Source organism: Pseudomonas sp. RGM2987, assembly GCF_022952855.1.
Classification (GTDB): Bacteria; Pseudomonadota; Gammaproteobacteria; order Pseudomonadales; family Pseudomonadaceae; genus Aquipseudomonas.
Window position 1 is genome coordinate 42,203 of the sequence record NZ_JALJDX010000193.1, and the last position, 13,452, is coordinate 55,654.

At 53.3% G+C, this 13,452-nt stretch carries 9 protein-coding genes and 2 pseudogenes; 6 read left to right on the forward strand and 5 right to left on the reverse strand.

What is annotated here, in order from left to right; genetic code table 11:
• Positions 1 to 5 precede the first annotated feature (5 nt).
• From RGM2987_RS13650 to RGM2987_RS13660, 3 genes are all read right to left on the reverse strand, one after another.
• Positions 6 to 1,469, reverse strand: coding sequence for a glycosyltransferase family 9 protein (locus RGM2987_RS13650; protein ID WP_245141986.1), 1,464 nt, complete (start codon positions 1,467 to 1,469; stop codon positions 6 to 8).
• A gap of 173 nt (positions 1,470 to 1,642) precedes the next feature.
• Positions 1,643 to 2,161, reverse strand: a complete 519-nt coding sequence (locus RGM2987_RS13655) for a 3'-5' exonuclease (protein WP_245141989.1) — start codon at positions 2,159 to 2,161, stop codon at positions 1,643 to 1,645.
• A gap of 67 nt (positions 2,162 to 2,228) precedes the next feature.
• Positions 2,229 to 3,683, reverse strand: a complete 1,455-nt coding sequence (locus RGM2987_RS13660) for a site-specific integrase (protein WP_245141991.1) — start codon at positions 3,681 to 3,683, stop codon at positions 2,229 to 2,231.
• A 439-nt stretch (positions 3,684 to 4,122) separates the two neighbouring features.
• Between RGM2987_RS13660 and RGM2987_RS13665 the strand changes: the two genes are divergently transcribed.
• Both RGM2987_RS13665 and RGM2987_RS13670 read left to right on the forward strand, forming a co-directional pair.
• The gene (locus RGM2987_RS13665) at positions 4,123 to 4,365 is read left to right on the forward strand and encodes a hypothetical protein (RefSeq protein ID WP_245141994.1); all 243 of its coding nucleotides are present in this window, start codon (positions 4,123 to 4,125) and stop codon (positions 4,363 to 4,365) included.
• A gap of 572 nt (positions 4,366 to 4,937) precedes the next feature.
• Entirely contained in the window at positions 4,938 to 5,630 is a 693-nt protein-coding gene (locus RGM2987_RS13670) for a hypothetical protein (protein WP_245141997.1), read from the forward strand.
• A gap of 168 nt (positions 5,631 to 5,798) precedes the next feature.
• Here the strand turns inward: RGM2987_RS13670 and RGM2987_RS13675 are convergent.
• A pseudogene (locus tag RGM2987_RS13675) lies at positions 5,799 to 6,734 on the reverse strand (5'-nucleotidase).
• 239 nt (positions 6,735 to 6,973) lie between these two features.
• Between RGM2987_RS13675 and RGM2987_RS13680 the strand changes: the two are divergent.
• Entirely contained in the window at positions 6,974 to 10,366 is a 3,393-nt protein-coding gene (locus RGM2987_RS13680; protein WP_245141999.1) for a TM0106 family RecB-like putative nuclease, read from the forward strand.
• A gap of 22 nt (positions 10,367 to 10,388) precedes the next feature.
• On the opposite strand, the pseudogene RGM2987_RS13685 reads toward RGM2987_RS13680, so the two are convergent.
• Positions 10,389 to 10,568, reverse strand: a pseudogene (locus tag RGM2987_RS13685) (hypothetical protein); the annotation flags it as partial.
• 217 nt (positions 10,569 to 10,785) lie between these two features.
• On the opposite strand from RGM2987_RS13685, the gene RGM2987_RS13690 reads away from it, so the two are divergent.
• The 3 genes from RGM2987_RS13690 to RGM2987_RS13700 all read left to right on the forward strand — a co-directional run bounded on the left by RGM2987_RS13690 (position 10,786) and on the right by RGM2987_RS13700 (position 13,335).
• Entirely contained in the window at positions 10,786 to 11,838 is a 1,053-nt protein-coding gene (locus RGM2987_RS13690; protein ID WP_245142002.1) for a hypothetical protein, read from the forward strand.
• Between the two features lie 431 nt (positions 11,839 to 12,269).
• The gene (locus RGM2987_RS13695; RefSeq protein WP_245142004.1) at positions 12,270 to 12,911 is read left to right on the forward strand and encodes a DUF6036 family nucleotidyltransferase; all 642 of its coding nucleotides are present in this window, start codon (positions 12,270 to 12,272) and stop codon (positions 12,909 to 12,911) included.
• Positions 12,892 to 13,335, forward strand: coding sequence for a hypothetical protein (locus RGM2987_RS13700; RefSeq protein ID WP_348529637.1), 444 nt, complete (start codon positions 12,892 to 12,894; stop codon positions 13,333 to 13,335). Before RGM2987_RS13695 ends, RGM2987_RS13700 begins: the two co-directional genes overlap by 20 nt.
• Positions 13,336 to 13,452 lie beyond the last annotated feature (117 nt).

Here is a 13,452-nt window from a genome sequence, read left to right on the forward strand (position 1 = left end):
GGGTTTCAGGACAGTTCCACCGCATGCGCCGGCAGGTGCACGCGGCAACGTTGGGCCCCGTTTAGCTCCAGGCGAGTCGCGATCACCTCGTGCACCGTCGGGGTCTGCCGGTGTGGCGAGCCATGGGCGACGTACAGCCAGGCCGGCACGCGGTGGGCAAGGTGGTCGAATTCCAGCTCGATACGCAGCAAGTCGAACACCTCCCTGGTACGTCCGCTCGGTGTCCAAGCCAGCGGTGCGCTGCGGTGATGAGGATGGATCAAACGCAGCGGTCGTGACAATTGCAGGTTCAGCGTACCCGGATGGCAATCGGCGATTTCAGGAAAAGACCGGCTGATCAAGGGCAGCTGGCGGGCCAGCGTGCCAGTGGCCACGCCCAGACCTGAAACGATATGCGCATCCACTGCGAGGGCCGCATCGATTGACTTTTGGAGCAGTTCGGCGACGGGTTGAATCACGTCGGCATCAGTGAATTCGTTCATGTTTTTCCTGCCGGTGTGCGGGTACTGACGTGGTCCCTGGCGACTAAACACAACCCGGGTATGGGGGGAAAGCGGCGGCAGCCAGGGATTGGAAGAGTTGCTGGCCGGATAGATCGCGACCAATGCCGCCTTCAGTCCGACGGCCATGTGCACGATGGCAGTATCGACACTGACAACCACTCTGGCCCGCTGGATGGAACCCGCGACCGCGCGGGGCGTATCCAGTTCGACCAGTGTCCGGACGTTGCTGCGGGCGATGGCGTGTCCGAGCTGCAGTGCCTCGGCACGGCTGGCGGGACTGCACAGAATGCCAATATGGTGCTGCGGCCAGACATCCGCCAGGGCACGGACCAGCGAGAGCGCTCTGGCGAACCCAAGGCTTTTATCAGGTCGGCTGGCATAGGGGTTGACCAGGATGTGCGCGACGTTGTCGTCCTGTCGTTCGGGAAGCGGGACGATATAGTCGCGGTTGATACGGGTCGCACCGAGGTCGAGCAGGACCCGGGTATAGCGCTCGACCACGTTGAGCTGCGCGGTTGCTTCACCAAGCTTGCCGCTGACGCAGTGCAAGGCATCATCCAGCGAGTAGACCCGGGCGGGCTTAAGTAAGCGGATGAACAGCATCTCGATGGGTTGGATACGGCCAACTAGGTGGACAAACACATCGACCGATCCCAATTCCCGTACCAGTGGGCCCAGCCCGGTCAGCGTGGGTGCGCAAGCGACAGAGATGACCCGGTCGACGCCGAAATCGAGCCGATGCAGGTCGACCAGCTCCGGTACGGTGAGCACGGTGACCCGGGCACCGAGCTTGTGCGCTTCGCGAAAGAAGAATGAAGAAACGATCGCGTCGCCCAGTTTGGCGTCCCAGCGGGGAAGCACGATATGCAGGGGTTGGGCAAGGTCGCGAGGTGCCAGCTGGCGGTCCACCAGGCAGCGCATCAACAGGCGCGCCATAGACTTCCGATGGTTTTGCAAAATGGGCATCAGTTCGCACTTTCCGGAATAGCTGGCGATGATATCTATGGCACGGGGCCGTTACCAGTATTGGCCTAAGGCGCGTGACATATGGCGACGAGACAGGTGCCCGCGTACCAACTGCCAAAATATATTCACTACGATGCTAGTGCCTAAGCTTAGCTGCGTTATCAGGGAAGAACTCAAAGCTGCTGGCTTCGCTGATACAGCTCAGTGACCCAAGGCGAGTGATTAGCTTTCTGAAAAACCAAACAGAGCTCTTTTCGAGGCCGCGTTACGCCGACATAGAACAGACGTCTAGCTTCGCGCATGCCTCGTTCTGACTTAGCGTCGCGACAGTTGGGGAAGTCTTGAGCATTGATACCAAAGATGATGACCGCGTCAAACTCGCGACCTTTGGCGCTATGTAAGGTACTCAAGGTCACTCGGCCAGAGCCATCTATCCGTCCCGCAAAAACATTGAGGGGCATATCAAGCTTCGACGCCGGGTCTGTCCGCACTAACAACTCAGAACAGACTTCCCATTCCTGATGAGTGTTTCGGGCAATTTTCTGCCAAGGCTCAATCAGCTCGCGGCAAAAGCGTGTCAAACACCAATGTTGTGGGCCAGTTTGATCATGGGTGTTTGCCATACTTTTTCGAACAGTTCCACGACGGTGAAGTTCACGAATCTGTACATGCAGTCTGTCACCTTTGCTCATGGCTAATTTAAGGTCATGACACAGAGTGTCGCGGTGTTAAATTCCGGAAAACTCTGGGTGCAACAGCCTATGACGGTGTTCGCGTCTCTGGCGTCGCGTACGCTGGAAAAGACAACATCGACTCGTTTGGCGTGTGCGCGTAAGTTGAGGACAGCACGGCACTGAGCTGATCGCTTAACAGGTTCCAGGCGTTTTTCTTCTCTCCGGCATAGTCGTGATGCAGGTAATGGCGCCTCACCCGAGAGCCTGCCAACACATGGTTTTGGCAGCGATCGATGACGTCCAGGTTGACCCCCAAAGCCTGCATCATGGTCGCGCCCGTGCGGCGCAGGTCATGCGGCGTCCAGTCGCCGTTTTGGCCGTCGGCAAGGACCAGGGTATCGTCATGGCACCGTCTGGAGAGGGCCTTGCGGTTTTTGAACCGGGCTTGGCGGTCACCCACCTGCTTGCTCACCACTTTCACGTCCACATGTCCGTCATCCTGCTTGTTCGGAAAGCACCACTGGGAGTCTCCCGTCAGGGTCTTGAGTTCCTGAAAGAAATGCAGGGTAAAGGGGGAGAGGAAGACATAGTGGTCCTGTTTCTTGCCGCGAGTGCCTTTGACGTTTTCGCTGGGGAGGAACCACGTCTGCCGGTCCAGATCGACATTTTTCCATTCGGCCTGGAGCAATTCACCAATCCGGCACAGCGTGCCCAGGCTAATCCAGAGCGCGAGCTGCGTTTCCTTCTTTAGTGGACGAATGCCGTCGTATTTTTGGCCCGCGGGGAGGGCGTCGTAATCGGCGGTCATTTGCTGGAAGCGGTTGTGCAGTTCTAACAGCTCCGCCGGGGAAAGGATGCGGCTTCTTTCCGCTTCGTAGTCGGCAGGGATCAAGGGGGAGATGTCGACCAGCTCAGTTGGATCACCCTCGATCAATAAGGCCCGCCAAGGTTGTCGCTTTCTAGCCCAGCTAAACATCTGGGTGAGGTCGGCGAAGAAGCTGATGGCTTGCCGGTGAGCGCCGCGGTTGACCACGGTGCGGATCAGCGCCCGAACATCGTGTTCGGAGACGCTGCTCACTGCGGTCTTGCCGAGTGCTGGCAAAAGGTCCTTGTTAAAGCGTCTTTGCAACTCGGCATTGCCGTCTTTACGCGCGACGCCATCCAATAGCCAGGCCTTGACCAGGTCCTGGACGGTCAGCGTTTTCACCTTCGTCGTGTTTACTTGTTCGGCCTCTACGTTAGCAGCAGCGTATGCCTGTGCCTTGGCGGTTTTCTTTTGCTCGTTGGGATTGATCTGCTCATCAATGAGCGCCCTGGCCTGGTTACGCGCCTTGCGGATGTCCGTCAGGGATTTGCGCGGCCAGGTTCCGCAGGCGTACTCTTTGTTCTGGTCGCCCCAGCGATAACGATAGAAAAAGCTGACCGATACACCGTCCTTGCGGGCTGAGATTCGACCGGCCAGATTGCCGTCCTCTCGGAGGATTCGGCCGGCATCGTTGGGAGTCAGCGACTCGAGTTCTTTGATGGTGATTTTGGCCATGAAATGGACTCCCCCTACTTTTACCCCCACAAAAACGTCGGCTCTTGATGGACGTTCCTGGACTCTCGTAGAGCAGAACACCGCTGGAGCTCAAGTAAATACTAGCTTAGAAAAATCCAGAGTAAAATTTTGGAAGCTTTCAGGAAGTATGAAAAAGGAGATGGGGTGCTAGGGGTCGAGTGTTCGAATCACTCCGTCCCGACCATATAATTCAAGGGGTTGCGAGATTTTATCTCGCGACCCCTTTTTATTTTAAAGCGTTTTTCCCCCTACAAAACGACTGGCTCTTGCTGGAATCTTCTATCAGAACGGCTTGCTCCAGCTCTTGCCTGATTGCGCTAATTGGTTTGAAATAGGTGTGATGGCTTTATAGTGGCTTTTTCTACATTGCTCATTAACGATCGATGGCATTGTGGCCTCGATGCAGGGAGGCAAATCGATGCGAGCTCTTTTGAGGTATCCGACGCAGGTTGGCGCCTTCTACATTGCCCAGTCGACTGACGGGCGATTTCACCCAGTATTTGATGATGAGAGCCTGGGCAGCTATCGAAGCATTACCGATGCGATCAATGATCTGACAAGTGATGCAACTAGCTCGGTGCTGCACCCCAGAACATTTGAGTTGCTGGATACGTCTGTTCTCGGGTTACCTGATGATCCTGGCGAGTGGATCCGCGTTTAAGTTTAATACGTCCCATGGCATCGTTTCTCGGGTGCTTGCGGGCAACGTTCCTTATTTCCTTACTTTTTAGAGCGTCGTATGGTGAGTATGAAAAAAATAGGTTTGTATGCGGGGATTTTAGGCGCTTTGGCGTCAGTAGCTGCGCTGGTATTACCAGGAACCGCAGTGTCGCAGAGCAGCAGTGTCGCAATAGTCCGGTCATTTCTGGAAACGGCAATACCGTTAACTACCAGTCGCAGACTGGGTTCCCTAGCGCTGAAACAATCAGGGCACAACGCCCTAATATCAGTGAGCGGCAGTATCAAGCGATACAACCGGGAATGACGTATGACGAGGTACTAGAAATCGTGAAAATACCCGGTAAAGAAGCCGCAAGTACGGGGAGGGTTCAAGTCTACACGTGGGGCACTGAAGTGTATGTCTATATGACGGTGACACTGGTGGATGGCAAGGTCCAATCAAAGTCTCATTGATACCGATTCCCTTACTCAGGCGTCTTGTGGTGTCGTCGATGAGTAATTTTTACCTCTTAGCAAGAATTTACCGGCGCAGGACAGCGCTAAGGAAGCATTTTGTCCGTCATAAATATCAATGAGTTTCCTGCCTTCTTTCGTGCCTACAACTGGTCGAACGTGAACCACAAGGCACGAGGGTATCCGGGCGACATATATCCCGCCTTCCCATGGATAAAGTCGTTAGAAGACCGTGGCAGTTGGCTTGTTAAACAGACGATAATCACTGATGCACCGACGGACTATGTCCGTGAGCTTCTCGCCTGGGGCGCCGGAAAGAACGATCCCCGAATGAGATTTGAGGTCGGTCTGGGCAACGTTTCACTGCTGAGTATCTTCGAGCCAGTAGTTGCCAATATCGGTAGTCCAAAGGCCGCGATCACTGCGGCGCTTCAGATCCCCGGGTGCGGGTTGACCTACGCATCGAAGCTGCTGCGGTTCTTGCGGCCGGATATGCACGCTAGCCTTGATGGGCGTATACGCGAAGCAATGCTTAAAGCCGGATTGCTTAAAGAAATTTACGACAGTAATGAAAATTCGATGGTCCGAGGCTACGTTGCATTCCAGGCCTTCTGCGCCGACCTGGTTACGCAACTCGATGCGGCGAAGATCGTCCGGCCGGGATGTAATCTTCTGGCGGCGCCAACAGAGACAGGCTGGCGAGTGGCAGACGTAGAAATGGCGTTGTTCACCTGGGCCGACCGCTCGAACCCAGGATCAGGCGCTGAGAGCCAGATAACTAACCCTCAGTGAAAGAAGTGTGGCCCGTGCCTTGGCCGCAATCAGCGTTATAAGCCTTTAAAAACAGTTACTTGATCAAAACAAACGCCCGCACGGCACCAGCAGCCGGGGTAAAGAAAATCCTCCTTGTGCTAGCCAGCAGCCTAAGGGCAAGACCAATGGAGCAACGAGCAATGAGCTTTAAACCTCGTTAGTGACTCCAAACGGAATATGTACAGATGGCATTACTGTGCTGGCTGAACGTAGATGGCCCGACTGGTCATCGAAGAAAATATGCGGTCTTAGCACACCCAATACCTTCCTCTTTTCGATGCCGCCCAGAAAAAACGCGTCATTGGCCATCACGCCCCAGCTTTTTAGCGTATTTAAAGCCCGTTAATGTGAAGGCGCATTGCGCGCTGTGACGATAGAAACACGGAAGCGATTTTCGTAACTGGGATCGGCTTTTTTACGCTGCTCTTCGGCAGCCTGAATCTTCCCCATCCGCACGAGAAACTCCTGCAAAGGGCCAGGATTGTGTGGTTGCATCACGTTTTTAACCTCATGGGCATGAAAGTTCGTAAGACCTTGGCTTTGCATCACCGCCTCGGACTCGTCCCCCGCCAATACCCCATCGAAGTCGAATGCAATACGCAGTGAGTTGTCTTGTTCGTCGTCGACGATCGTTGAGTCCAGCACTTGACCTGCAGGGTAGCGAGCCTTGATCGCGGCATCTACGTCCTCTTTGTTGGCAGACAGAAACAAGGCTATGTTCAACGCGGGAATGAACTCATAGGGCGAACGCCCCTGCATGAAAATAGCGCGAGTGATGCCCAGACCGTAATGCTCGATGGTTTTCATAACGCGCAGTCCAGTGTCGGGATCATTTCTGGATAGTAGAACCACCTCCACCAATGGATCATTTTCGGGATCTGTGCTCAGGTCATTAAGAGATAGCAAGCGCCTGACGAATGAGAACGCAATACCCTTTGGCAAAGGAGTTGTCAGGTTTTCTTCCTGAAATTTTCGATAGTGTTGCTCACCTTGACTTCTGAATACTGCGTCCGACTCGGAGAGGTCGAATACGGCGCTAGATGCAACGCCGATGACTAGACGATTTTCTAAATCGTAGGGCATGAAATGTCCCTCTGAGTGATTGAGTACACGCGACCTTCCCTATAGGTGTGGTCTGGATGAAGCTCTAAGGTAGCGCACGACGGGGTATGTTTGAGTGCCTGTTTTTCTGTCCACAGTGAATTTTCCACTATTGACTACACTCGACGAGCGGGTATCGCTTTGGCTAATCCTAAAAGTCACTAGAGCTGGCATTTGGACGACAGAGCATCTGAATGGACTTTTGATGAGGTCGGAATCAAATGCAAAGGCAAGGCGATTCGATTTTTCTCAGTGCTTCTGACTTGGTTGGACATCTTAACTGCCGGCATTTAACGAGCCTTGACTTAGCTGTGGCGAATGGCGAGCTAGAACGCCCCGCTATCTGGGACCCATTGCTGCAGATTCTTTGGGAGCGTGGCGCGCGACATGAACAAGGCTTTGTCGAGCACCTACGATCTCAAGGTCTATCCGTCACAATCATTGACGGTGTCGGAGTTGATGACGAATCGGTCGAGCGCACAAGGAGCGCCATGGTCGCTGGGGACGAGATCATAGTACAAGGCGCGTTTCGCGCGAATGGTTGGGTGGGGCGCACGGATGTCCTCAGGCGAATAGAGGCCGAGAGCGATCTCGGAGCATGGTCTTATGAGGTGATTGATACCAAGCTCGCTCGTGAGACCAAAGGTGGAACTGTCTTGCAGCTTTGCTTGTATGCGGATCTGGTCGGCACCATCCAAGGGAATTGCCCGACGCATAGCTATGTAGTTGCCCCATGGTCTGGGTATGAGCCACAGATGTATCGAATGGACGATTACGCAGCGTACTTCCGACGAGTCAAAAGCAGCCTTGTAGCTGCTATCGAGCTCGCGGGGGAGGTGATCTATCCTGAACCGAAGGAGCATTGCGACATCTGTCGTTGGCAGAGTCGTTGCGACCGGAAACGTCGAGAGGATGACCATCTCTCGCTTGTGGCCGGGATCACCAAAGTCCATATCGATGAGTTAAAACGGCACGGCATAGAAACCATGACGGATCTAGCAGCAATGCCGGTTCCGCTTCCATGGAGGCCGTCGCGCGGGGCAGTACATTCGTACGAGCGGGTACGAGAGCAGGCGCGCATTCAGGTCGAGGGACGCGAAGCAGGGAGTGTGCTTCACGAACTTTTACCTGTTACGGAGGGATTCGGTTTAGCGAGCTTACCCGAACCTTCAGTCGGGGATATCTTCTTCGATCTGGAGGGCGACCCATTTGCTGGGGAAGGCGGCCTTGAGTACTTGTTTGGTTATACTTTTATTGATGGTAACAATGGCATCGCTTATACGGCTGACTGGGCGCTATCTCGTGAGGAAGAAAAACTGAATTTCGAGCGTTTCATCGATTTCGTCGTCGCTCGACAGGAGCAATATCCGGATCTGCACATTTACCATTTCGCACCCTATGAGCCGGCTGCTCTAAAACGGTTAATGGGGCGTCATGCAAGTCGTGAAGAAGAGATTGATGCTCTTCTGCGCTCTAAACGTTTTGTTGACCTTTACAGCGTGATACGAAATGGTCTACGAGCGAGCGTGGAAAGTTACTCGATCAAAAAGCTTGAGCCCTTATACGATTTCAGCCGGGATACAGAACTTTCAGAAGCAAACAAGGCGCTTGCTAAGGTTCAAGCATGTCTTGAGCTGGGAGATTTAGCGTTCATCAATGATGTTGATCGTTCTGTTGTGACTGGATACAACCGAGATGATTGCGTATCTACATGGCGCCTTCGGGACTGGCTAGAAATACAGCGCACCAACTTGATCAACGTTGGCAATATCATTCCTCGACCGGAAGTCCCTGGGAGCGTGCCAAGCGAGGCACTTGGTGAATGGCAAGAGAAGATCAATGGGCTTATCGAACGGTTGACGGACGGGGTTCCTACTGATGCGGCGGAGCGCACGGCCGAGGAGAATGCTCGATGGATTCTCGCGCATTCGCTCGACTGGCACCGGCGAGAACAGAAGGCGCTTTGGTGGGAGTATTTCCGCCTTTCCGACCTTATGGCAGAAGATTTGCTCGACGAGCGAGCTGGACTTTCAGGTCTAACATTTGTGGGCGTGAATGGGGGAACCGCTAAGGCACCCATTCATCGCTACAGCTTCCCTCCTCAAGAAACGGAGATGCGCGGCAGTGAGGATCTGCACACTTTGGGAGGCAGGAAGCTAGGCAGCGTCGACGCAATTTCTCTGGATGAACGTTGGGTCGATATTAAGAAAAGAGGGGACAGTGCAAATACTCATCCTGAGGCAGTTTTTTCCCACACAGTTATTAATACGACTGTCCTCGCCAGTGCGCTTGTTCGCATCGGCGAACATGTCGTTGCTCATGGGATGGAGGGAGGCGAACACTTTCAGGCCGCTCGTGATCTTCTGATGCGTCTGCCCCCTCGTATAGGCAATCAACCGATCCAGCATGAAGGTGAGTCTGCCCTAGATTCCGCACTCCGTGTTGCGGCACATATTGAAAGTGGACTGCTTCCAATTCAAGGGCCGCCAGGTGCCGGCAAGACGCACACAGGCTCACGCATGATCTGTTCTCTGGTACAAGCCGGGAAGACTGTTGGAGTGACTGCCAATAGCCACAAGGTCATCCGTAACCTTCTCGATGGAGTTGTGAAGGCTTCTGAAGAAATGGGAATTGATGTTTGCTGCTTTCAAAAACCTTCGGAGATGGAACCAGATCAGCAGCGATTGCGATTTGTAAAAAGTAATGCTGATTTGCTAAACGCCATCGGCAGCAGAGCAAATGTGGCAGGAGGGACTGCTTGGCTGTGGGCGTCGCCTGATGCAGCGCAATCCGTAGATGTGCTGTTTATTGATGAAGCGGCGCAAATGGCGCTTGCGAATGTAATTGCTGTATCACAAGCGGCGAATAGCGTTGTGTTGCTAGGCGATCCGCAACAACTCGATCAGCCGATGCAGGGTAGTCATCCAGAAGGCACTGATGTTTCAGCTCTGCATCATATTCTAGGTGAAGAGCAGACGATTGCGTCTGACCGAGGACTTTTTCTTGCGGAGACATGGCGTCTTCATCCGGACATCTGCTCCTATACGTCCGAACTATTCTACGAGGGACGTCTTCATCCTCGCCCAGGATTGGAGGCTCAAGCAATTCGCTCACCCGGACGCCTCAATGGTTCAGGCCTCCGCTATGTTGCAGTCGTTTCTGAAGGCAATCAGAGTTCATCGCCGGAAGAGGCTGATTGCGTTCGAACGCTCGTGGAGGAAATCCTTGCGTCAGGCACTACCTGGATCGACAGACATGGTGTTGAGCGACTGATATCGCTTCAAGATATATTAATCATTGCTCCCTACAATGCGCAGGTGTTCGAGCTACAGGACCGCATTTCGGGCGCTCGGATCGGAACTGTCGACAAATTCCAAGGACAGGAAGCGCCGATTGTTATTTACTCGATGACAACATCAAGTTACGCCGATGCACCGCGTGGCATGGAGTTTCTCTACAGCCTAAACCGACTGAATGTCGCTACATCACGTGCAAAATGTGTATGTGTACTCGTTGCATCGCCTACTTTGTTTGAGGCCCAATGCCGAACACCCCGCCAGATGCAACTCGCCAATGCTTTCTGCCGTTACGATGAACTTGCGACGAAAATATAGAAAAAGGAGCTAGTAATCCTGACGGCCTCTGCATTTTCTGCTGCATCACCATGACTCGTGATGATTCGTACTCGCCAGGAGCGACATCGCGCACGCGGAGCTTGGGCTTCATTAAATCGCAGGCTCGAAGCTTGCTGTCGATGGCCAGATCGAAGAGAGCCGGATCTCTGCGTCGATGCCTGCCCCTGCGGTCCAGGACCAGGCGGCGAAATCAGACTTCGTCATGAGCGTTTATCCGAAAGGCGACAGTGGTGCAGTATCCCCGTCGGTGCAGGGCGGATAAATACGCCGGCCGGAATACAGTTGGGATACGCAATAATCAATCAGCGGATGCGTTTGAACGATGCCATGCAAGGGTAGCCTGTCACCTATAAGATTTAGGGCGTCAAAAACAGTAATGCGATGAGGTTCGTGTTCCAATGCAGCAACTTAATATCCCTGTGCCTTATGACGAACGATGCGTGCTCACACCAAGTGGTTGCGCAGTGGTGTGGCCGTTTCTGAATGCAAAGAAAGGCGATGGTCCCTATGAGCTATTTCTGGACACCAATGCCCTGAGTAAAGTGGATTGGGCGCGCGAGCTGCCGCAGCACGTCCGAGACCAGTCCATTCTGAATCCGTTGCCGGCGCTGATGGAACAGTGGTTTTCCAATCCAGAGTTTCGCGCTGACCCGATTACCCGAATAGACGCGATGACCCAAACCTTGTGCGATTTGGGCTTTAACTTTCGAGCGAATTTCGCCGAGCAACAAGTGGCCCTTTTACGCAGGAATGAAGCGGCACTGAAGACGCAGTTCAGCCTCATTTTTCCCTATGTGGTGATCATGAAATCATTGCTGTCGAGGAAGATGCCGGTTGATACGGCGCTGGCTGAGCTTGATCGAATTGGCCAGGCTGATATTCCGCGCTTCACTTCCAGCCTTATGTTGACTGCCTTAGGGGTTGTGCTGAAAAGTAAGCAGGCGCTCAAACTCGACGGGGATACGAAGCCTGCCTACTCGTATCTGGATTCCTTCCTGGCTTTCCAGTCGGGACAAAAGGTTGAGGGTAGCCACATCACAGTGCCGTACCTGCGCAACCGGGCGGGGGATTTGAACCTATGGTTGATACTGCCGACGCTACGCCAGCAGGGTTATTCATTTATTGGCACACCTGCGGTGGTCACGGGCGATAAAGTACTGCACCGATTGATCCTGCGCGTACTGCCACCGCTGCTTCATGTCAGTCAGAAAACGTGCTTTTCCATCTTTCCGGAGGGATTGGATGAGGCCCAATGCACGAAAATTCTCCAGACTGTACAGACCGTTGGGATCAGAGGCGAGATGACCACGGAGCAGCGCCGGCAGCGAGTGGCGGCGTTGTTTGAGTTGGCCAAGGATTTTTGTGCCAACGCTGAAGAGCGTGCGGCCGTAGACAAAAGTTGGCAGGAATGGTGCCTGCCGGGGCTTGGGTTGGATATCCGATTGGACTGAACTGCCAGCGCCGGTCCTGATTGCTCAGGACCGGAATTAGTTTGGTGAACTACGCGTCGGCCGATATCACGGCAGTGCCATCGACGACTTCATCAGAGAGTCACGACTCGATCAACTCCCGCACCCGCGCCATCAAGGTGCTGAGTTGTGGAAGTGGGGATGGACACGAGATTTCCGTGTGCCAATTTCATTTCTTTGGTTGGTGAGTGGAGTTTTTTCAACCGCTTATTATTTGCTGGTTCGTGTGCTCCCTCACTTAGAGCATCGAGTAACGCATTATGTGTCGATATCTGATACGATTTTGCTCAGCAATAAGTGCTTGGCTTTTTATAAATCAGTTAATGTCTTTTGGGATCGTTGCTTGAATTGCTGGTTTAGCGGTGTCAATTTTCGTTCTAAATTTCAACTGGTACCCTCAGGGAGGGAATTCTGTGACTGTAGAGGCTCCAGATGTGCTTCCTGCCATCGTTGATACCAGCAAGCCGCTGGGGCAAGCAGTTGTGGCGATGTTTAAAGGCGTTGAAGAGGAGCTTGAGGAATATCCTCCAGGGGCTGTGAAAATCATCATTTTTGGTGGAGTCGCGGTACACCTGTATACCAATCACCGTGTTTCGGTAGATATTGACGGCGAAATTTTTCACTGTGATCGATCTTTGAGCAAGGATGAGCTCATTGAAAGCCTAGGGGCTACGCCTGAGTCGTTCGTCGATCCTACAGGGCGAACCCTCGCCCTGAACTACGATCTCACGTTCAATACGACGCTTGGGCCACTTCATGAGGACTATCTCGATCGTGCGATTCGCCTTGAAGAATTTGGTGACGCTTCTCCAATTCATATTTTCATTGCGGCCCCATTGGATTTAGCCATCTCAAAGCTCGGACGTGCTACTGAGCAAGACATCGAAGATATTGAAAAGCTCTTACGGATGGGGCTAATCTTGACCACAGATCTGAATCGACTGGCTTTACAGGCGATTGACGTGTACGTTGGTAACAAGGAACCACCACACTCGATCCTTAAGCGGATTATTGCGGATTATCTGGAGACTCACGATGATGACGAAGCGCCATAGCGCCACCGTCCTCTCGACTGAATTGGAACGGCTGGCGAAGCAACCTCTGGATCAAGCGGATGACGCTGCCTTGGTGAGAGCTGCTCGTGCGTTTTGGTACTCGAATGATAACCTTGAAACTGCACTGAACTCATTTTTGCGTAAGGGCAGAAGCGCTGTTGAGGTTAGGCGTGCTGGCTATCTGTTTGAACGACTGACTCAATTTACATGTGCTACGGATTCTCGCGTGTCCGAGGCCAATCGTGCTTTGAATCTTGTCGTATCTCACAAGCAGGGTCATGCCGTTGCAACAAAAGGCCGCGTTGATCGATTGGCATTGTCTTGGGGGCTAGATAAGGGGTTGGGCTTGAAAGTTCAAGCGCTGATGCCCTTTCAGACAAGGCATTTCGAGGCTACCCAGCGACAAATGCAAACGGCGTGCTGAGTGAGTGCTGTAAAAAAACCGGCCGTTTGTTGCCGGTTTTTTTATATGTGTATTTTGTTGAATTGACAAAAGCGTAGATCGGGGTACCCTACAGGCAGGCCTGAGCCGCTTAGCGGC

Coding starts and splice junctions, on each gene's coding strand:
- RGM2987_RS13650 (WP_245141986.1), bottom strand. CDS start 1,469: ATGCCCATTTTGCAAAACCATCGGAAGTCTATGGCGCGCCTGTTGATG.
- RGM2987_RS13655 (WP_245141989.1), bottom strand. CDS start 2,161: ATGAGCAAAGGTGACAGACTGCATGTACAGATTCGTGAACTTCACCGT.
- RGM2987_RS13660 (WP_245141991.1), bottom strand. CDS start 3,683: ATGGCCAAAATCACCATCAAAGAACTCGAGTCGCTGACTCCCAACGAT.
- RGM2987_RS13665 (WP_245141994.1), top strand. CDS start 4,123: ATGCGAGCTCTTTTGAGGTATCCGACGCAGGTTGGCGCCTTCTACATT.
- RGM2987_RS13680 (WP_245141999.1), top strand. CDS start 6,974: ATGCAAAGGCAAGGCGATTCGATTTTTCTCAGTGCTTCTGACTTGGTT.
- RGM2987_RS13690 (WP_245142002.1), top strand. CDS start 10,786: ATGCAGCAACTTAATATCCCTGTGCCTTATGACGAACGATGCGTGCTC.
- RGM2987_RS13700 (WP_348529637.1), top strand. CDS start 12,892: ATGATGACGAAGCGCCATAGCGCCACCGTCCTCTCGACTGAATTGGAA.